This is a genomic window from Nocardia niwae NBRC 108934 = DSM 45340 (assembly GCF_001613465.1).
Lineage (GTDB): Bacteria > Actinomycetota > Actinomycetes > Mycobacteriales > Mycobacteriaceae > Nocardia > Nocardia niwae.
The window spans coordinates 690,218-708,203 of the sequence record NZ_BDCK01000015.1 but is presented as its reverse complement, the minus strand read 5'-3'; the positions used below and the strand labels follow the sequence as shown (position 1 = coordinate 708,203).

The 17,986-nt window shown below is 68.8% G+C and carries 14 protein-coding genes; 7 read left to right on the top strand and 7 right to left on the bottom strand.

What is annotated here, in order from left to right:
• The first annotated feature begins 84 nt into the window (after positions 1-84).
• Together NNI01S_RS06960 and NNI01S_RS06955 are read left to right on the top strand one after the other, a co-directional pair.
• Entirely contained in the window at positions 85-2,487 is a 2,403-nt protein-coding gene (locus NNI01S_RS06960; RefSeq protein WP_169812932.1) for a PEP-utilizing enzyme, read from the top strand.
• Positions 2,488-2,566: 79 nt separating this feature from the next.
• A complete protein-coding gene (locus NNI01S_RS06955) occupies positions 2,567-3,472 on the top strand; it encodes a tyrosine-protein phosphatase (RefSeq protein WP_063917338.1) in 906 nt (301 codons plus the stop codon).
• Between the two features lie 124 nt (positions 3,473-3,596).
• Here NNI01S_RS06955 and NNI01S_RS06950 read toward each other — a convergent pair whose 3' ends face one another.
• From NNI01S_RS06950 to NNI01S_RS06940, 3 genes are all read right to left on the bottom strand, one after another.
• Positions 3,597-4,664 carry a hypothetical protein gene (locus NNI01S_RS06950; RefSeq protein WP_063018552.1) on the bottom strand — a complete coding sequence of 356 codons (1,068 nt, stop codon included), beginning with the start codon at positions 4,662-4,664 and terminating at the stop codon, positions 3,597-3,599.
• A 652-nt stretch (positions 4,665-5,316) separates the two neighbouring features.
• Positions 5,317-6,102: a tyrosine-protein phosphatase gene (locus tag NNI01S_RS06945; RefSeq protein ID WP_169812931.1), complete on the bottom strand. Its 786-nt coding sequence runs from the start codon at positions 6,100-6,102 to the stop codon at positions 5,317-5,319.
• Positions 6,092-8,248 (bottom strand): pyruvate, phosphate dikinase, encoded by a 2,157-nt coding sequence (locus NNI01S_RS06940; protein WP_084488578.1) that lies wholly within the window; start codon positions 8,246-8,248, stop codon positions 6,092-6,094. Before NNI01S_RS06940 ends, NNI01S_RS06945 begins: the two co-directional genes overlap by 11 nt.
• A gap of 434 nt (positions 8,249-8,682) precedes the next feature.
• On the opposite strand from NNI01S_RS06940, the gene NNI01S_RS06935 reads away from it, so the two are divergent.
• Together NNI01S_RS06935 and NNI01S_RS35240 are read left to right on the top strand one after the other, a co-directional pair.
• Positions 8,683-10,329 carry a FadD3 family acyl-CoA ligase gene (locus tag NNI01S_RS06935; RefSeq protein WP_063018822.1) on the top strand — a complete coding sequence of 549 codons (1,647 nt, stop codon included), beginning with the start codon at positions 8,683-8,685 and terminating at the stop codon, positions 10,327-10,329.
• Positions 10,330-10,476: 147 nt separating this feature from the next.
• Complete coding sequence (locus NNI01S_RS35240; RefSeq protein ID WP_169812930.1) at positions 10,477-10,629, top strand: hypothetical protein; 153 nt, start codon at positions 10,477-10,479, stop codon at positions 10,627-10,629.
• 163 nt (positions 10,630-10,792) lie between these two features.
• On the opposite strand, the gene NNI01S_RS06930 is transcribed toward NNI01S_RS35240, so the two are convergent.
• Genes NNI01S_RS06930 through NNI01S_RS06915 form a run of 4 tightly spaced genes read right to left on the bottom strand, consistent with a single transcriptional unit; the run spans position 10,793 to position 14,912 of the window.
• Positions 10,793-11,611 carry an SDR family NAD(P)-dependent oxidoreductase gene (locus NNI01S_RS06930; RefSeq protein ID WP_063018550.1) on the bottom strand — a complete coding sequence of 273 codons (819 nt, stop codon included), beginning with the start codon at positions 11,609-11,611 and terminating at the stop codon, positions 10,793-10,795.
• 58 nt (positions 11,612-11,669) lie between these two features.
• Positions 11,670-12,401 carry a glucose 1-dehydrogenase gene (locus NNI01S_RS06925; protein WP_063018549.1) on the bottom strand — a complete coding sequence of 244 codons (732 nt, stop codon included), beginning with the start codon at positions 12,399-12,401 and terminating at the stop codon, positions 11,670-11,672.
• Positions 12,401-14,092 (bottom strand): 3-oxosteroid 1-dehydrogenase, encoded by a 1,692-nt coding sequence (gene kstD / locus NNI01S_RS06920; protein ID WP_063018548.1) that lies wholly within the window; start codon positions 14,090-14,092, stop codon positions 12,401-12,403. The genes NNI01S_RS06925 and kstD overlap by 1 nt, the downstream gene beginning before the upstream one ends.
• 13 nt (positions 14,093-14,105) lie before the next feature.
• A complete protein-coding gene (locus NNI01S_RS06915; RefSeq protein WP_218019164.1) occupies positions 14,106-14,912 on the bottom strand; it encodes a glucose 1-dehydrogenase in 807 nt (268 codons plus the stop codon).
• A 165-nt stretch (positions 14,913-15,077) separates the two neighbouring features.
• Between NNI01S_RS06915 and NNI01S_RS06910 the strand changes: the two genes are divergently transcribed.
• The 3 genes from NNI01S_RS06910 to lipP1 are packed head-to-tail and all read left to right on the top strand — an operon-like array spanning position 15,078 to position 17,962.
• On the top strand, positions 15,078-16,205 hold the full coding sequence (locus NNI01S_RS06910) for an LLM class flavin-dependent oxidoreductase (protein WP_063018544.1): 1,128 nt from the start codon (positions 15,078-15,080) through the stop codon (positions 16,203-16,205).
• Positions 16,206-16,238: 33 nt separating this feature from the next.
• Entirely contained in the window at positions 16,239-16,997 is a 759-nt protein-coding gene (locus NNI01S_RS06905) for an SDR family NAD(P)-dependent oxidoreductase (RefSeq protein WP_063018542.1), read from the top strand.
• 17 nt (positions 16,998-17,014) lie between these two features.
• Entirely contained in the window at positions 17,015-17,962 is a 948-nt protein-coding gene (gene lipP1, locus NNI01S_RS06900) for a LipP1 family hormone-sensitive lipase (RefSeq protein WP_063018540.1), read from the top strand.
• Positions 17,963-17,986 lie beyond the last annotated feature (24 nt).

Sequence of the window (17,986 nt, the reverse complement as noted above, 5' to 3'; positions counted from 1 at the left end):
TGCGGGCCGTCGCGGGGACGCCGGGTGGCGATGGTGTGTGAACGGCGTCACGTCTGCGTGGGCGCCAGCGAGGAGGAAGAATTCATGCGGGTCCTGGTCACCGGAGTGTCCGATCCGACCGGCCGCGCGGTGGCGCGCATGCTGCTGGCCGCGGGCCACGACGTGGTCGGGTCGGACCGTACGCGGCACCGGTACGTCGATCCCCGGGTCCAAGTGATCACCGGTGACCCGGACGAGGCGGCGAGCTGCGCGCGGGCCGTCGCCGAGTGCGCGGCGGTGGTGCATCTGGGCGGTTCGCTCGCCGCGATCGCGACGGCAGCCCGGGCAGCCGGGGCGCGACTCGTGGTTCCCACGGTCGCGGGGACGGATTCGGCCGTCGAGGATGTCGTGCGCTCCAGCGGGGCGCGGGCTCTGATCGTGCGCACCGCCCCGGTCGCGGGCAGACGCGTCGACCGCGAGAGCTGGCGAATCCTGCGGCGACTCATCGGTTCCCGTCGAGCGGGCGGATTCCAGTTGCTGCACACCGACGACTTCGAACGCTTCCTGGTCCTGGCCGCGGCGTCCGCGCGCGTCGGCGTGGTCGAACTGGCCGCGCCCGGCGTGGTCTCCGGCGAGGACGTGCGCCGCATCCGCGCGGCGACGGGAACGCGATCGGTCCGGCGGATGGCACGTGATCGGACTGCGGCGGAGATGGATACGAACGCGGCCGAGCAGGAATGGGGGTTCCGCTGTGGGTGGACCGCGTCCGAAGTGGCGGCGGACGTCGTCCGCGGACTGGCCGGCCGCAAGGCCGACGGTGACGAACTCGTCGCACGCACCGGCGCGATTCCGCTGCCCGGCTCTGTGATTCCCACCCGCGCGGCCACCTCCGACGGCCACGCCCTGGTGTCGGTGGCGCCGGAAGGTCTCGAGGGCGAATTCGACGATCGTGTCGACCCGGCCTACCCGGTGCACACCGCGACGAATACGTCCGAGGCGCTGCCCGGACCGCTCACACCGCTGACCGTGGATCTGCAGGCGGGCGCGATCCGGCTGGCCAACGCCGCGATGGGCAGGATGATCGCGCTGGACGGGATCGCGCTGGAGCACTGGACCAGCCGGGTCACCACCGTGCTCGGGCACCACATCTATATCAACGCCTCCATCGGAGTGCTGGCCGCGGAGAACATGCCGGGCTGGGACGAGCAGAGCATCCGCCGCGACGTCTACGGCAACATTCCTGCCGAGATCTCGCTGACTCCGCACGGCAAGCCGCCCACCCCGACGGGTTTCGCCAGCACCCGCGCCACCTGGCGTGCGGCCGGACGGGTCCTGCGCACCGCGCTGCGTTATCGCGAGACCACCGACGACATCAACGCCGCCGCGCATCAGGAATCTCTGGGCGCCACCGCGATTCGCGACCTCACCGACGAGCAACTGCACGCGCGGGCCCTGCTGTGGCGCGACCGGCTGAACCAGTCCTGGGCGGCGGCGTCCATCGGCGTGATGATGACCGGCGCGGCCACCGCCATCCACTCCCGCGGCAAGGGATCCGCCGTCGTGCCCATCGACCTGGAGCGGTTGGAGTCGGCCAGGACGATGCTCGCCGTCGAACGCCTCGCCGCGTTGTGCCGGGCCGATGCCGCGTTGCACGACGCGGCTCACTCGGGTGACGTCGCCGCGGCGCGAGCTGTCTCCGCGACGTTCTCCGCCGCGCTGGACGAGGAACTGCGCAGGATCGGGCATCGCGGACCGGGCGAGTGCGAGTTGATCAACCCGACCTTCGGTGACCGGCCCGAGCTGCTGGTGACCGCCGCGGCCCGCGCCGCCCAGATGCCCGCGCCCGAACGGGAACCGGTCGATCCGTCACCGAGCCGCACCGCGCGGATGGCGGCGGGAGCGACCATGGCGCGCGAACGCGTCCGCGACGCCGTCGTCCGGTACACCCACTGCCTGCGCCTCGTCGTGCGAGAGCGGGCGGAACGGCTGATCCGGCAAGGGTTGCTGCACCAGGCCGAGGACGCCTGTTTCCTCACGCTCGACGAGATCTTGTGGGCCCCCGCGGACCTGACCGAACGGGTAGCGCGCCGACGAGCGGAACTGACCCGGTTGCAGGGCGTCCGCATGCCGGACGTCATCGCGGGTGACTGGGAACCGCTGCCGGACGCGGACGCGTTGACGCCCGGCGACAGCCTCACCGGCATCGGAGTTTGCCCCGGCGTCGTGGAGGGCACGGTGAAGCGTGTCCTGTCCCTCGACGACGACATCGAACCGGGCGACATCCTGGTGGCTTCGGTGACCGACACGGGGCACACCGCGATGTTCGCCTACGCCGCGGCAGTGGTCACCGACATCGGCGGTTCCGCCTCACACGCCGCCATCGTGGCGCGGGAGTTCGGCATTCCCTGCGTCGTCGACACCAAGACCGCCAGCAGTCGGCTGGCCGACGGGCAGCGGGTGCGCGTCGACGGGTCGGCCGGCACGATCACCCTGCTCGTCGACGCCTGAGCCGGGGACGGGGTCACGCACCCCGGCCCCTTTCCGGTTCGGCGTCGCCGGGCCGCGATCGAATGGAAGGAATGATTCAGTGACGATTTCGCGTGCTCTTCGCGGGGCGATGACCGGTGTCGCCGCCGCATTGATCGCCGTATTCCCGTCCACGACCACCGCTTTCGCGGGTCCGGCGCTCGTGCATACGGTGCACGAGCGTTCCATGCAGCTGTCGACGGCGCCCAATGCCAGGGATATCGGCGACTATCCCACCCAAGGCAACGGCAAACTGCGGACGGGCGTGGTCTTCCGCACCGATGCCCTGGACAAGCTCACCACCACCGACCAGCAGAAGCTGGTCGCGGCGGGCATCACCGCGGTGATCGATTTCCGCAGCCCGAACGAGTCGGGAGCCAACCCCGACAAGCTTCCGGCGTCGATTCCCTCGCTGGCGCGTCCGGTGTACGACCCGGCCAACGACTTCTACCTGATGGTGGGCAAGGCGGTACAGGGCGGTCCGGCCGTGCAACAACAGATGTTCGGCGACGGCAAGGCCGCGGGCATCATGCGCGACTACTATCGCTGGATGGTCACCGACGCCACGGCGCGCGCTCAGTTCGCCGCCGCCATCCGGGATGTCGCTTCCGCGACCGGACCGGTGTTGTTCCACTGCACCGCGGGCAAAGACCGCACCGGCTGGATGACCGCGATCCTGATGACGGCGCTCGGCGTGCCGAAGGGCCAGGTGTACAAGGACTATCTGGAATCGAACGACAATCTCGCCGCGGGCAACAAAGCGCTGATGGACGGGCTGGTCGCCAAGGGGCTGGTCACCGACCCGGCGCTGTTCGATCCGATCCTCGGCGTGCAGCGCGACTTCCTCGACGCCGCGTTCGACCAGGCCGGCGCGTCCTTCGGGTCGTTCGACCGGTTCGTCACCGAGGGGCTGGGCGTGGACAGTGCGACGCTCGAGGCGCTGAAATCGAAACTGCTTTCTCGATAATCGACGGCGAAGAGCGGGTCGGAGCGGATCGTAAACCACCGGCCCGCTCACTCGTCTGAGCCCACCGGGTATGCGTGGCCGTCCGATGCCACTTGCCTCGACCGGCTATCCCGCAGGCCGAACGCTACCGTTCGTGTTGGATTGTGCCGCCTGCCGAGGGAGGGGGGATCGTGACGAATGTGCCCGGAGCGGAGTCCCCGTCCGCGTCCTTTCCCGGCATGACAACGATCGAGGAAAGGGTGGGTTCCGGGTCCCAGTCGACATCCCTGGTCGATCCCGGCGTTGGTTCTCCCTGTGGCATGCCGTCGGGATGATTCGCGTATGTCCAGGTGGTGCTGGTAGCACCGTGGACTGGGACGTCCACACCGTGCTCATGCAGAACGCTCGCCGCGAGCCGGAGCGTTGTGCCACTGCGGTCACGCGGCCCGAAATCGCTACCGAATTCGCCGTCATGACGGGTACTACTGGACACGTGATCGCCGTATCCTCCCGGATTGCAGGCGGAGTGGAAGGTGATATCGCCACCACGCGATTCGGAGATCAGCCAGAAGTCCGGGTTCGTGACCAGATGGATCCCCAGTGTCTGCCCGTTGACGGAAATGATCTGACTGCCCATCGGTTCGCCGGACATGGTGTAGGTCTCGTCGGCCCGCATGACGAACCTGTGCGGGCCGGAATGTCCGCCAAGAAAAATGGGTTCGCCATGCCGGTCCGGGTGATACCACGGCGCGGGTACTCGCGCGACGTTCGAGCGGTCGATCCACCCCCGGTCGCCTACCCAGCTTCGTTGATCGGCATCGGAGGCGATCTCGTATTCGCGCTCGCCTCTGCGGTCTGCTGCCCTGGCCCACGCCGTCCGCTTGCCGGCGTCGTCGGACTTCGAGTCCAGCGACAGCCCGATCGGGTTACCCCCGGCGTCGTGCAGCAGGCTGTAGCGAACGGAGTCCGTGCGAAATCTCAGGACTGTGAGCGGCACCTGGGTCTCGCCGCGGGCCATGCGTGCGTCGCGTTCGGATTTGGGAACCCAGACTCGACCCTGGAGCCAAACGGCGTTCGCTGCAGAGAGCGAGGCAGCCTGTCTGACCGCTTCGCTGCCGAGACCGTCCGCTTCGACGATACGGCGGGCCCGGTCGCGGTATGCGTTCGCGACTTCACGGATGAGATCGCCATATGTTCGCCCGGTATCCAACATGTCCGATGCCAGTCGTGAGGTCGCTCGACAGAACAATTCCGCGGGTCCTAACGTGTTCACGGAAACCTCGCCAGGTTGTCTTCGGGGCACCCACCACCGACACCTCGTCGGTCGCGCCGGTCTCCTCGAAACGTGCGCGGGCCGTTGCCGGCTTTCCTCATGTTCGGTTCTTCTCGCTTCTGTGGCCGCCGCCGCTCGAGTTCTTCTCGGGGACATCCCGGCCGCCGGACCACACCACCAGTTCAGGCCCGGTATCCGCGGTAGCGCCAATCATCAATCTCTCCTCACCAATCGCGGTGGCGCCCTGCTCTGCGGGGGCTGTTCGGACAATTCCGGCTGATCGGCTCATGGCGGCGCGTACACCGGTCGATGACATCTGAACGCTCCACGCCGTGGATGCTGCCCCGACCCGGACCGAGAGCGACACGGAAGAAGCTGCAGGATCGGCTGCAGCAACCTGCGGGTGCCCTGCCCAGTTCCACGTCCCTCGAACCGGCCGTGGCTACGGGGCCTTGAAGGATCTCCAGCTCTCGACGACAGATCAGTCGAATCAAGTGATCATCGTGATACCGGCGAACCCACGCAGTAGTGGGTCAGGCGCGACGCGGCGATGTTGTGGGAGGCCGGCCTCCGGCAGAGGCGGCGGGAGCGGTTATGCCGGTGCGATCAGCACTTCACGCAGTTGCGCCAGCTCCGCAGTGGTCAATCCGCTGGTCAGCAACCAGTCGGCGGCGCCGCCGTGTTCGGCCCACAGGGTCGCGAGGAAACGCTTCATCACCTCGGCCTCGACGCCCAGAATGCCGGTGCTGACCGGGGGCAGTCCCGAGTAGGACGGGAGCGCGTCGAGACGGTCGCGAACTCGGTGCATGCGTTCGCCGGTCAGCGCGTAGTCGGCCGCGATCGCCTCCGGCGGTACGCCCACCGCGTCCAGCAGCACCGCTGCCAGCACGCCGGTGCGGTCCTTGCCCGCGGCGCAGTGGAACAGCACCGAGTGACGGTCCGCGTCGACAACGAGCCGGACCGCCGCGACGATGGAGTCGGCGCTGCCCGCCAGCAGCTTCTCGTACAGGTCGACCAGATCGACCCGGCTGGAGTCCGGCACCAGATCGCGTGCCGCCAGCGAGGATTGCGGCGACTTCCGCACCGGGAGACAGATCCGCCGCACGTCGGCGGCGGCCAGCAGGCCGTATCCTTCGCGCTCCACTTCGTCGGGCAGCCGCAGGTCGATCAGGGTGCGCAGACGGATCGGTCCGAGCAGTTTCGCCATGTCGGACCGGGTGAGATTCTGCGGCGTGCTGGAACGGTAGACCACGCCGAATCGGGTTGTGCCCCCGCCCTGTACCGGTAGTCCACCCAGATCGCGCACATTATCGATCTGGGCGAACTCGACCCAGCGGTCACCGGGCGCCGTCGACTCCCCCGTGATGTCAGTGGGCACGGCCGGCCGCCGCCTCGTCGGCACGGCTCAGACCGCACAGTCCGATCAGATCCTCGTGCAACTCGAACCACACGGTGTGATAGCTGTCCAGCACGGGCCGGGCGACCCAGGCGTGATCACCGGCCGCGATCCGCTCGACCGCTTTCGCGAACCGGTCGGTGTACCGTGCCAGCCGCGGCGCCACCTCGCCGATCCGCCGCAGCAGCGGCTGCGCGGCGCGGTGCAGGTCGGTCAACCGGGCGAGTACCGCACCGTCGTAGTCGGCATCGGCATGATCGTTGACGGTGGCCGGATCCTTCATCTGCCACGAGGTGACGATTTCCTTGAAAAGTCCGTTGAAATCACAGAATTCGGCATAGATCGAAGCGATCGCGGCGCGGTCGACACTTCGTCGTTCCGTGGCCAGCAGACCATCCAAGTGCTGTCTGCCCTCCGGCGTGAGCCGCACACCGATCGCAGTCGCGGCGCACCAGCCTTCGGCCACCAGCTGCTCGCAGCGAGCAGCGACGATTTCGGCCGGGGCGCCTACACCGGCGGCCAGCGCGTCGTGCGCGGCCCGGCCTTTGATTCCGATCAGCCGCAGCAAGTCGAGGTCGGCGACTTCCGTCACCGTGGCCGCCGCGTCCACCTCCGTCTCGGCGTGAGTCGCCCGCGCGTCCAGCAACGCCGCCAGCCCGTCCGGGTCGGTGCCCGCCCACCCGGCCAATCGACCCACGTCCGCCAGGGTGTCCACGTCGACGGGTTTGCCTTCGATCCGCCCCGGCCAGACCGTGCCCGCGCCGCCGTCCACGGTCACCACCCGACCGGCCAGTGCCGCGACGACGCCGGGACCGCAACCGACCACACACGGCCTGCCGATCTCGCGGCTGACCAGCGCGGCGTGTGAGGTGGCGCCGCCCAGGCCGGTGACGACGGCCCGGGCGGCGATCATGCCGTGCAGGTCGTCGGGGCTGGTGGTCGGGCGCACCAGGATCACGTCCGCACCGGCTTCCGCGCGGCGCTCCGCTTCGTGCGGATCGCTGACCACGACGCCGGACGCCAGTCCGGGACACGCGGCTTCGCCGCGGGCCAGCGGCGTCCCCGAATACTCGCCGGTGGACGGACGCAGCACGGCTCGCACCTGCTCGGCGGTGACCCGGCTCAGCGCTTCCTCGGCGCCGATGAGTCCCTCCTCCGCCATCGCCACCGCGGCGCGCACCGCCGCTCGCGCCGAGCGCTTGGCAGGGCGGGACTGCAACAGCCACAGGGCGCCGGCTTCGACGGTGAATTCGATGTCCTGGATATCGCGGCCATCGCGTTCCAGCAGGTCGGCCGCCGCGACGAGTTCGCCGTGCACCTGCGGCAGCAGGGTCGCGAGTTCGTCGAGCGGGCGCGGGGTGGCCCGGCCGGACACCACGTCCTCTCCTTGGCCGCCCACCAACCATTCGCCGAATATCGAGCGCTCTCCGGTGTTCGGGTTGCGGCTGAACAGCACTCCGGTGCCGGATGTCTCGTCGAGATTGCCGAAGACCATGGCTTGTACCGTCACGGCCGTGCCGAGGGTTCCGGAGACGCCGCGATTGCGCCGATACGTCTGCGCCCGAGGCGAATCCCAGGACCGGAACACCGCGCTGATCGCCGCCCGCAACTGCTCCCACGGGTCTTCCGGCACCGCGCCGGCGGGATCACCCAAGACGGTTTCACGATATTGGGTCCGGAATCGCTCCCGGGTATCGGCCGCGTAGCGCGGATTTCCGGTCTCCGCCGCCAGCGCCCGCGCGACCGCCTCGTTCATGCCCAGGTTGAGCACCGTGTCCATCATTCCCGGCATGCTCACCGCGGCGCCCGAGCGAACCGACACCAGCAGCGGACGGGCGCCGGCTCCGAAGCTCCTCCCGGTACCGCGTTCCAGGGCGGCGATGCCCGCCCGAACCCCGTGCCAGACGTCCTCGCCGATCTCGCCGCGCGTCGAGAAGTCCGCCCAGCCCTCGATGGTGATGACGAACGCGGGCGGCACCGAGAGGCCGAGTGCGCGCATGCGGTTGACGCTCCACGCCTTCCCGCCGATACGTTCCCGGGACAGCGAACAGGCGCCGTCGAGTTCGACGACCGGCCCCGCGCCCGGCGCCTCGTCGTTTCGCTCCACTAGCTCTGCTCCGGCCGTCATGTCACTCCTTAGCACTCACTGAACATTCCGCGCCCCAGGGCGGTTCGGATCCTCGTGTACCGGGCCATGCCCGGGCTCGAACCGCGGCGCACACACCTGTCGCTCGTTTCGAGCCTGCCGTGCCCTCGGTCACCTGCCGTACCTGCGGTCCCGCTGAGCAGGACGGCTCCGATGAGCCGAGGGGCGTGCCGCCCGACTGTGCTGGTCGACGTCCTCTACCGCTGACAGAGCGAACCCCTCGCAAAGGCCGGGAGCGGACCCGGCGACGATGGCGCTCGTCGTCGCCACCGTCGCTCGATCGGTTTGCCGCGCCTGTACCCGCGTGCGGCGGCGCACGGCACCTACGAACGCATGACCGGGAAAGAATTCCCGGTCATCGGGATGTTCGGCCGCGATCCCACCGCGTCGACCAGTCGATGCGGCACGATCGCGACATGGATCGATGCGGTGCAGCGACCGGTGAGCTCGCGACGATTCCAGCGGTGCTGGCCGACCGGGCACGGCGGGACGGCGCGCGGATCGCGGTGGTATCACCGGAGGGGCAGCTCACCTACGCCGAACTCGCTGCGGCAGCACGGTGTGTCACACGGGCGGTGATGGCACGATCGGTGCGGCCCGGCGAGCGAGTGGCGCTCTGGGCGCCCAACACCGCGCGTTGGGTGATCGCCGCCCTCGGCGTGCTCGGTGCGGGCGCGACGCTGGTTCCCCTCGGCACTCGACTGCGCGGCCCGGAGGCAGCGGACATCCTCGTTCGCAGCCGGTGCCGGATGTTGCTCACCGTGGGCGACTTCCTCGGCAACGACTACCCGGGGATGCTGCGGGAATCCGAGTGCGCGCTGCCGGAGCTGCGGACCGTCGTATCCCTCGACGAGTCCCGCGAGCACAGGTCCGAGGATCTCCCGTGGGCTCGCTTTCTCGCCCTCGGCGAGGTGATAACCGTCGCGGAAGCCGACGCGCGCGGTGCGTCCGTGGCCCCGGAGTCGATCTCCGACATCCTGTTCACCTCCGGCACCACGGGCGAACCGAAAGGCGTGCCGATCACCCACCGGCAGACGATCGAGGCATTCACCCACTGGGCCGACGCGGTCACGCTCTCCGGCGACGACAGATACCTGCTGGTCAACCCGTTCTCCCACACCTTCGGCTTCAAGGCCGGGATCATCGCCAGCCTGCTGCGCGGCGCCACCATGGTGCCGGTGGACCACTTCCATCCCGAGCGGGTGTTCAGCGTCATCGAGCGCGAGCGGATCACCGTACTGACCGGTCCGCCGACGCTCTTCCACGACCTGCTCGCCCACGACCGGCGCGCCTGTGACCTGAACTCACTACGCCTGGCCGGCACCGGTGGTTCCAGCGTGCCGCCCGAGTTGGTGGAGCGAATCCGCTGTGAACTGGGGGCCGAGAAAGTCTTCACCGGCTACGGACTGACCGAGTCAGCCGGCGTCGCCACGGTCTGCCCACCAGATGCCCCTGCGCGTCTCCTGGCGAGCACCGTAGGAAAAGCACTGCCAGGCGTAGAGATTCGCGTCGTGGACAATTGCGGGCAGCCGGTCCCGGTCGGTCAGCCCGGCGAGATAGCGGTTCGCGGCCCGAATGTGATGCAGGGCTACCTCGACGACCCCACAGCGACTACGACCGCCATCGATGGGGGCGGCTGGCTGCATACCGGCGACATCGGCACCTTGGACGCCGACGGCTATCTGCGCATCACCGACCGCCGCACGGACATGTTCATCGTCGGCGGATTCAACGTCTACCCCGCCGAAATCGAGCGCATCCTCCGTACCCACCCCGACATCACAGAAGCCGCGGTAATCGGCGTCCCCGACGCCCGTCTCGGCGAAGTCGGCCACGCCTTCGTCGTCCCTGACGGCATCGCCGAACTCGACCCCGCAGGGTTGATTGCCTGGGCTCGGACTCGTATGGCCGGATACAAGACCCCGCGTCGCTTCGAGGTCGTAGCGGCACTACCCCGAAACGCCAGCGGCAAGGTACTCAAACGCGTCCTGCGCTCGCTCGTGCCCAATCCCGAGCACTTCGCCACACCCGCCCAAACCTTCGAGGGTGACCGTTGGGTGTAACCATGAGGCATATGAAATTCGCAGTGCTCCTGATCATTGCGGCGTTGACGTGGTCTCTGGCCGGCTGAGCCATAGCTCCTACCCGCCGGCCAGCGGGATTTCCGCCGCAATCAACCGCAGCACAGAACATTTGTCCAGGCGGACGGCATGCTCGCGGAGTCCATGTGTCAGGTGCACTTACTGGAGCTGACTTCGGAACGCGCTCGCGAGCTTCGGCGCATCCACCGCAAGCACCGACCGGACGAGTGCATCGTCCACCTGGGGGCGGCATGGCTGATGCTGATGGAAGACGACAATTGAGTGCACTGTCGCACATCAGACTGGCGCGCAGCGCGGCACCAGCGAAGACCTTCCGAGTGTGAACGGTGGTCCTATCGTCCCGAATGCCGAAAGACCCGGTTCGGGTAGGACCACCTTGCTCGGTGGGAAGGGTTCGATTTCCGCGACCGCCCGGACGACCCCCTCAGGCGACCTCGTTCTTCATCTGCGCGGTGAGGATCTTCTGGTAACCGGCTCCGAAAAGTCGAGGAAGCCAATCGATTACGCGAGCATCCGTGCCGATCAGAATCTTCGCCTTGTTCTTGCGGATGCCGTGGACGATGACCCGGGCGGCGTGCTCGGGAGTGGTCTTGGCCAGGCGGTCGAAGTTGGCGGCCAAGGCGTCGCGGTCGCGGTCGCCGCCCGCGCGCGCCTTCCAGGCGATGTCAGTCTTGATCATGCCCGGGTGCACGCTGCTGACGCCGACCGCGTGGCCGGCGATGGTCATCTCCTGGCGCAGCGCGTCGGTGAAAGCCCGGATGGCGAATTTCGTCGCACTGTAGGCGCCCTGGCTGGGGCACGCCGCCAGGCCGAACATGCTCGACACGTTCGCGATGTGCCCGTCGCCGGAGGCGATGACGTGCGGCAGGAACGCCTTCGTGCCGTACGCGACGCCCCAGAAGTTGATGCCGACGATCCATTCGAAGTCGGCCCAGCTGAGTTCTTCCACGTTCGCGGTCAGCGAGACACCGGCGTTGTTGACGACCAGGTTGATCCGGCCGAAGTCCTCGGCCACCTCGTCGGCGTGCCGATAGACCGCGTCCCGGTCGGTCACGTCCAGCTTGTAGGCGCGGGCTTGGGCGCCCTCCTTGCCACACAGCGCCGCGGTCTCGGCGACGTTGTCCACGTTGCGGCCCGACAGTGCCAGCCGGGCGCCGCGGCGGGCGAGTTCGATCGCCACCGCCCGGCCGATGCCCGCTCCCGCGCCGGTGATCACGGCGGTTCTGCCCTCGAAGTTCTTCACGGTTGATTTCCTTGTCTCGCTCGGCGGTCGATCCGCCGGGTTGCCCTGCCGGATGTCGTCACAGGGACGTGTAGCCGCCGTCGGCGACGAATTCCGAGCCGGTGCTGAAGCTCGACTCGTCGCTGATCAGGAACAGCACCAGGTTCGCCAGTTCCTCCGGGCGGCCGGGCCTGCGGATCGGCTGGTTGCCCGACATGCCCTGCGAGCGCGCGGAGTCCGCCGTCATCTCCGTGGCCACCACACCGGGATGCACCGAGTTGACCCGGATGTCGTCGGCGCCGAACTCCTGCGCAGCGGTCTTGGTCATGCCGCGCACCGCCCATTTGGACGCGGTGTAGCCGAGGATGGCGGAGAAGGCGATGATGCCGCCGATCGAGGAGATGTTGACGATGGAGCCGCCACCGGCCCGGCGCATCGACCCCAGCACCGCCTTCATGCCGAGGAACACCCCGACCTGGTTGACGTCGATCACCTTGCGGAAGTCGGCTTCCGACAGCTTTTCGATCGGATCGACGTGCACGATGCCCGCGTTGTTGACCAGACCCGAGACCGGCCCGAACACCTTCTCGGTGTACGCGACCACGTCGTTCCACGCCGACTCGTCGGTGACGTCGAGCGGAAGAAAGGTCGCGGCGGCGCCGAGCTCGGCAGCCAGCGCCACACCTTCGTCCACCAGAACGTCGGTGATCGCCACCGTGGCGCCCTCGGCGACCAGCCGCCGCGCGAACGCCGCGCCCATCCCCCTGGCTCCGCCGGTCACGATGACGTTCTTGCCGTCCACTCGTCCCATCAACGCTCTCCTTCCACTGCCGTGCCGGGCCTGCTGTCGGCGATGTGACCGGCCGCGATGTAGCCGAACACCATCGCGGGTCCGATGGTCGCGCCCGCGCCCGCGTAGTCGTTGCCCATCACCGAGGCCGAGTTGTTGCCCGCCGCGTACAGGCCCGGGATCGGCCGGTCGTCGCTGTCGAGGACGCGAGCGTGTTCGTCGGTGACCAAACCGCCCTTGGTGCCCAGATCTCCCGGCACCATCTCGACGGCGTAGAACGGGCCCTGCTCGAGCGGGGCCAGGCACGGATTCGGCCGCACGGTCGGGTCGCCGTAGTAGCGGTCGTACGCGGAATCGCCGCGCCGGAAGTCCTCGTCGCGACCGGCGAGTGCGAAGCGGTTGAATCGCTCGACCGTCGCGGAGAGCGCCGCGGGCGGCACACCGATCTGCCCGGCGAGGTCGGCCAACGTCTCGGCCTGCTTGATGATCCCGGCATCCAGGTACTTCTGCGGAAGGGGACGCTTGGGGAAGTTCCCCAGGAACAGGTACCGGTCCCGGAAACGCTGGTCCATGATGAAGTACGCCGGAATGTGCCCGACGCCCGCCGCTTCCTGCTCGTACATCTTGTGCACCACGTTCACGTACGGGGCGGATTCGTTGACGAATCGCTCGCCCGCGTGGTTCACCATGATGCCGCCGGGCTGGGAGCGCTCGGCCAGACAGAAGAACGGTGGCCCGTCGGGGTTGCGCACGGACGGACCCCACCAGGCGTCGCCCATGAGATCCACGGCGCCGCCGGCCTTCTGGCCCGCGACGATGCCTTCTCCGACGTTCTCGGTGGCGCCCACCGTCCACTCGGTGGACTGGGGACCGCTCATGTACTGCTCGCGCATCGGCAAGTTGTGCTCGAAGCCGCCCGCCGCCAGCACTACGCCGCGGCGCGCCTTGATCACCACCGGCGTGCCGTCGTGCTCGGCGCGCACGCCGACCACCGCGTCGGCCTCCGTGATCAGTTCGGTCAGCGGCGTGTTCAGCCACACCGGGACCCCGGCGTCGCGCAGCGACAGCCACAGCCGGGCCGCGAGCGCCTTGCCCAGGCTCAGCGGCAGCCGCCCCCGCAGCTTGTTCCCGACCGCCTGCATGCCCACCTTGATCGCGGTGCGCTTGCCTGCCCACGTGCGGGCGATCATGTTCAGATCGTGAAAATCGCTGACGGTGAACGCTATTCCCTTGGGCCCGGACATGGTCGGCTGATTGATCTTGTGCAGATCACCGCCGAGCAGCCGCCCGTCCAGCGGCGCGGGCTCGATGCTGCGCCCTTGGGCCAGGCCACCGGGGAATTCCGGGTGGTAGTCGGAATAACCGCGGTCGTAGACGAATTCCCAGTATTCGCTGCGCGCGCCGAGGTAGCGCATCATCTCGGGTCCGCGATCGAGGAAGGCCCGCTGCTTGGCCTCCGGCACCCGATCGCCGACCACCGCCTTCAGATAGGTGCGGGCCAGTTCCGGGCTGTCGGGCACGCCTTCGCGCTGGAGCACCGGGTTGTTGGGGATCCAGATGCCACCGCCGGACCGCGCGGTGGAGCCGCCGAAGGAGCGGCTCTTCTCGATCACCGTCACCGACAGCCCGCGGTAGGCGGCCGTCAGGGCGGCGGTCATGCCCGCGGCGCCGGAGCCGACGACCACTACGTCGAATTCGAATTCCTGAGTCATCGCATCGCTTCCGTCAGTAGCCGCAACCGGTCAGCATGCCGCCGTCGACGACGAATTCGCCTCCGGTGCAATAACTCGCCGCGTCCGAAGCCAGGAACACCGCCACGTGGGAGACCTCGACGGGCTGTCCCCAGCGCGGGATCGGCAGACTCGCGAAGAAGCCCTCGCCGTCGACACCGGACGCCCCGGACACCGCCGCCGTCATGGGTGTGGCGATCCCGCCCGGATGCAGCGAGTTGACCCGGATGCCCAGATGACCCAGCTCGCGAGCGGCCGACTTGGTGATGCCGCGGATGGCGAACTTGCTCGCACTGTAGGCGGACAGACCTGCCGCGCCGACGAAGCCTTCCACCGAGGAGACGTTCACGACCGAGCCGCCTCCGGTCTCCGCGAGCGCGGGCGCGGCGGCCTTGATGCCCAGCCAGGTACCGGTCACATTGACCGTCATGATCGTGGTGAAGTCCGCCAGGGCCATCTCGGCGATCGGGTCGAACCGCAGAATGCCCGCGTTGTTCACCACCGCGTCCAACCGCCCGTAGTGGGTGACCGCCTCGGACACCGCGGCGGTCCAGTCGGTTTCGCTCGTCACGTCGTGGTGCACGTATCGCGCGGCATCGCCCAGTTCGGCGGCCAGCGCCGCGCCCTCGTGGTCGAGTACGTCACCGAACACCACCCGCGCGCCTTCGGCCACGAACTGCCGCACGTGCTCGGCGCCCATCCCCCGCGCCCCGCCGGTGACCAGCGCCACCTTGCCGTCGAGTTGTCCCACCGATTCCCGTCCTCTCTGACCGTCGCTTCGCACCGACGCTAGGACGCCCATCCGGCCGCGGCACCGGATCGTCCCGGCCAGCGGGACTTGCGCCTGACCTGAGAAATTCCACCGGTCATATTTCGATTAGGCATACAGCTCCGGCCGTCCCGACCGGGACGAGCCACCCCCGACGAAACCGCGAACGCCCGAGCGGGCGATCGAGAAGGAGACCGGATGAAGTTCTCGATGATCTTCGAGGCCCAGATGGCCGACCCGTCGCGCGAGCACGAGCACCAGGTGCTGCGCGACTGCGTCGAACAGGCGGTGCTCGCCGATCAGATGGGATTCGACACCGTATGGGCGGTCGAACACCACGGACTGAAGTGGTACGCGCACATGAGCGCCCCGGAGGTCTTCCTGACCTGGGTGGCCGCCAAGACCGAACGGATCCGGATCGGGCACGGCGTGGTGTGCATGCCGTTCAACTTCAACCACCCCGTACGGGCCGCCGAACGCGCCGCGATGCTCGACGTGCTGTCCGGCGGACGGCTCAATCTCGGCGCGGGCCGCGGCGCGACCCCGGTGGAGACCTCCATGTGCGGTGTCGATCCCGAGCGCACCTATCAGGAGGTGGAGGAGTCGCTGCGGATGATCGGCAAGGCGTGGCAGGATCCGGAAGCCGAGTTCGAGTACAACGGTGAACTTCTGCAGGTCTCGCCGCATTCGCTGCTGCCGCGGCCGGAGCAGTTGCCGCATCCTCCGCTGTTCATGGCCTGCACCAAGAAGGACACGCTGAAGATGGCCGCCGACTACGGAATCGGCGCGCTGGTCCTGGGTTTCGCGGGTGTGGAGGAGATCGCGGAACTGCGGCGCACCTACGACGAGGCGATCGCCGCACGCACGGGTGAGCGTTTCGTCTCGACCGTCGTCAACGATCATTTCGCGGCGCTGTGCCCCACCATCGTCCTCGACGACCGGGAGAAGGCCCAGCAGATCGGCGCCCGCGGCCAGCGGTTCTTCGCGCAGTCCATCAAGCACTACTACGGCGCGGGCCCGGCCCCCGACGAGGCCGTCGACCCGAATGCCGACGAGGTCGCCGCGATCAAGCAGGCCGCCGACGAGCACGTGGCCTACCTGCACGAGGCGAAGATCCCGGTGAAGACCGGCGCCACCTCGGTCTTCAATGTCGAGCACGCCTACGGCAGCCCCGAGGACGCCATCGCCTACGTCGAGCGCCTGCAGGCCGCGGGCGCCGACGAGATCCTGTGCCTCATCCAGATGGGGACCGTGCCGCAGGAGGCATGCCTGGAGACCATCCGGCACTGGGGCGAGAAGGTCATCCCCCACTTCCGCAACAGCTGACCCGGCGATCGCCGAGAACAAGAGGAGTTCGACATGGTCGACCTGAAGGGAAAGGTCGCTGTGATCACCGGCGCCGCCCGGGGACAGGGCGCCGCCGAAGCGCGGTTGTTCGTGGAGCGCGGCGCCCGCGTGGTGATCACCGACGTTCTGGAAGCCGAAGGAACGCAGTTGGCCGAGGCGCTCGGCGCGGCGGCCCGTTTCGTCCGGCACGACGTCGGCAGCGAGGCGGACTGGGAAGCCGCCGTGTCCGAGGCGGTTTCGGCGTTCGGCAAGCTGGACGTCCTGGTGAACAACGCCGCCATCTACACCGCGAAACCGCTCACCGAGACCACGCCGGCGGAATTCGAGCGCATTCTGCAGGTCAATCTGATCGGCGCGTTCCGTGGCATCCAGGCGGTGGCCGGGCCGATGACCCGGGCGGGCGGCGGCTCGATCGTCAACATCTCCTCGCAGGCCGGTCTCGAGGGGTTGATGGGCCACTCCGCCTACGGCTCGTCGAAATGGGGCCTGCGTGGTCTGACCAAAACCGCCGCACTCGAGCTGGGCCCCACCGGAATCCGGGTCAACTCGGTGCATCCGGGGCCGATCGCGACGCCGATGGTCCCGTATCTGACCACCGGACCGGGCAGCTTCCCCTCCTTGCCGCTGCAACGCACCGGTGCGCCGGAGGAGGTCGCCGAACTGGTGGCCTTCCTGGCCTCCGATGCCTCGGCCTACATCACCGGCGCCGAGGTGACGATCGATGGCGGCTTGGCGGCGGGCAAGTTCCTGCCGCCGGACGCGCAGCACTAGGCGAAGGAGCCAGCCGGATGCCGCTGACCCCCGAGGCGCAGGCGATCGTCGATGCCGCAGGCGCCGCGTTCCCCGAGTTGGGCACCGTGGTCCTCGACGCCACCGAGGCGCGGCGGCTGCTCGCCGCACGCGCCGCACCGCCCGTCGAGCCGATTCCCGTCGCGCAGGTGTGGGAGCGGCGGATCCCAGGCCAGGCCGGCGCGCCCGAAGTCCGGGTCCGGATCTACCGGCCCGCGAGCGCGACGCAGGCGGCCCCGATCGTGCTGTTCTGCCATGGCGGCGGATTCGTGATCTGCAGCCTCGACAGCCACGATCGGTTCTGCCGGGCCATGGCCGTCGGAGCGGACGCGATCGTGGTCTCGGTGGATTACCGGCAAGCGCCCGAGCACCGGTTTCCCGCAGCGGCCGAGGACGCGTACGCGGCGCTGTGCTGGGTCGCCGCCCACGCCGCAGCGCTTGGCGGCGACCCGTCCCGCCTCGTCGTGGCCGGGGACAGCGCGGGCGGCAACCTCGCCGCCGTGACGGCGTTGCTGGCACGAGATCGGGGCGGGCCCGGGATCGCCGGGCAACTGCTGCTGTATCCCATGCTCGACCCGGCCTGCGCCACCGCGTCCTACCGGGAGAACGCCGACGGCTACTTCACCACCGCCGCGCACCTGCGCTGGTTCTGGCGTCAGTACCTGGGCCGGGGCGACGGCACCGACCCGTATGTCAACCCGTTGAACGCCGAGCTGTCCGGACTTCCGCCGGCCCACATCGTCACCGCCGAATTCGATCCGTTGCGCGACGAGGGCGAGGACTACGGGCGGCGGTTGCGGGAAGCCGGTGTCGCCGCCGAAATCCACCGCTACGACGGCATGTTCCACGGCTTCATGAGCATGGCCGACCACCTGCCCGAGGCGATACGCGCGAACACCGCCGCCTACGCGGCCGTTCGCGCCGCCCACACCGAGCGCCGTTGCTGAACGAGCCACTGTTACGGAGTACTC

Coding starts and splice junctions, on each gene's coding strand:
- NNI01S_RS06960 (WP_169812932.1), top strand. CDS start 85: ATGCGGGTCCTGGTCACCGGAGTGTCCGATCCGACCGGCCGCGCGGTG.
- NNI01S_RS06950 (WP_063018552.1), bottom strand. CDS start 4,664: ATGTTGGATACCGGGCGAACATATGGCGATCTCATCCGTGAAGTCGCG.
- NNI01S_RS06940 (WP_084488578.1), bottom strand. CDS start 8,248: ATGACGGCCGGAGCAGAGCTAGTGGAGCGAAACGACGAGGCGCCGGGC.
- NNI01S_RS06935 (WP_063018822.1), top strand. CDS start 8,683: ATGGATCGATGCGGTGCAGCGACCGGTGAGCTCGCGACGATTCCAGCG.
- NNI01S_RS35240 (WP_169812930.1), top strand. CDS start 10,477: ATGCTCGCGGAGTCCATGTGTCAGGTGCACTTACTGGAGCTGACTTCG.
- NNI01S_RS06925 (WP_063018549.1), bottom strand. CDS start 12,401: ATGGGACGAGTGGACGGCAAGAACGTCATCGTGACCGGCGGAGCCAGG.
- kstD (WP_063018548.1), bottom strand. CDS start 14,092: ATGACTCAGGAATTCGAATTCGACGTAGTGGTCGTCGGCTCCGGCGCC.
- NNI01S_RS06915 (WP_218019164.1), bottom strand. CDS start 14,912: ATGGGCGTCCTAGCGTCGGTGCGAAGCGACGGTCAGAGAGGACGGGAA.
- NNI01S_RS06910 (WP_063018544.1), top strand. CDS start 15,078: ATGAAGTTCTCGATGATCTTCGAGGCCCAGATGGCCGACCCGTCGCGC.
- NNI01S_RS06905 (WP_063018542.1), top strand. CDS start 16,239: ATGGTCGACCTGAAGGGAAAGGTCGCTGTGATCACCGGCGCCGCCCGG.
- lipP1 (WP_063018540.1), top strand. CDS start 17,015: ATGCCGCTGACCCCCGAGGCGCAGGCGATCGTCGATGCCGCAGGCGCC.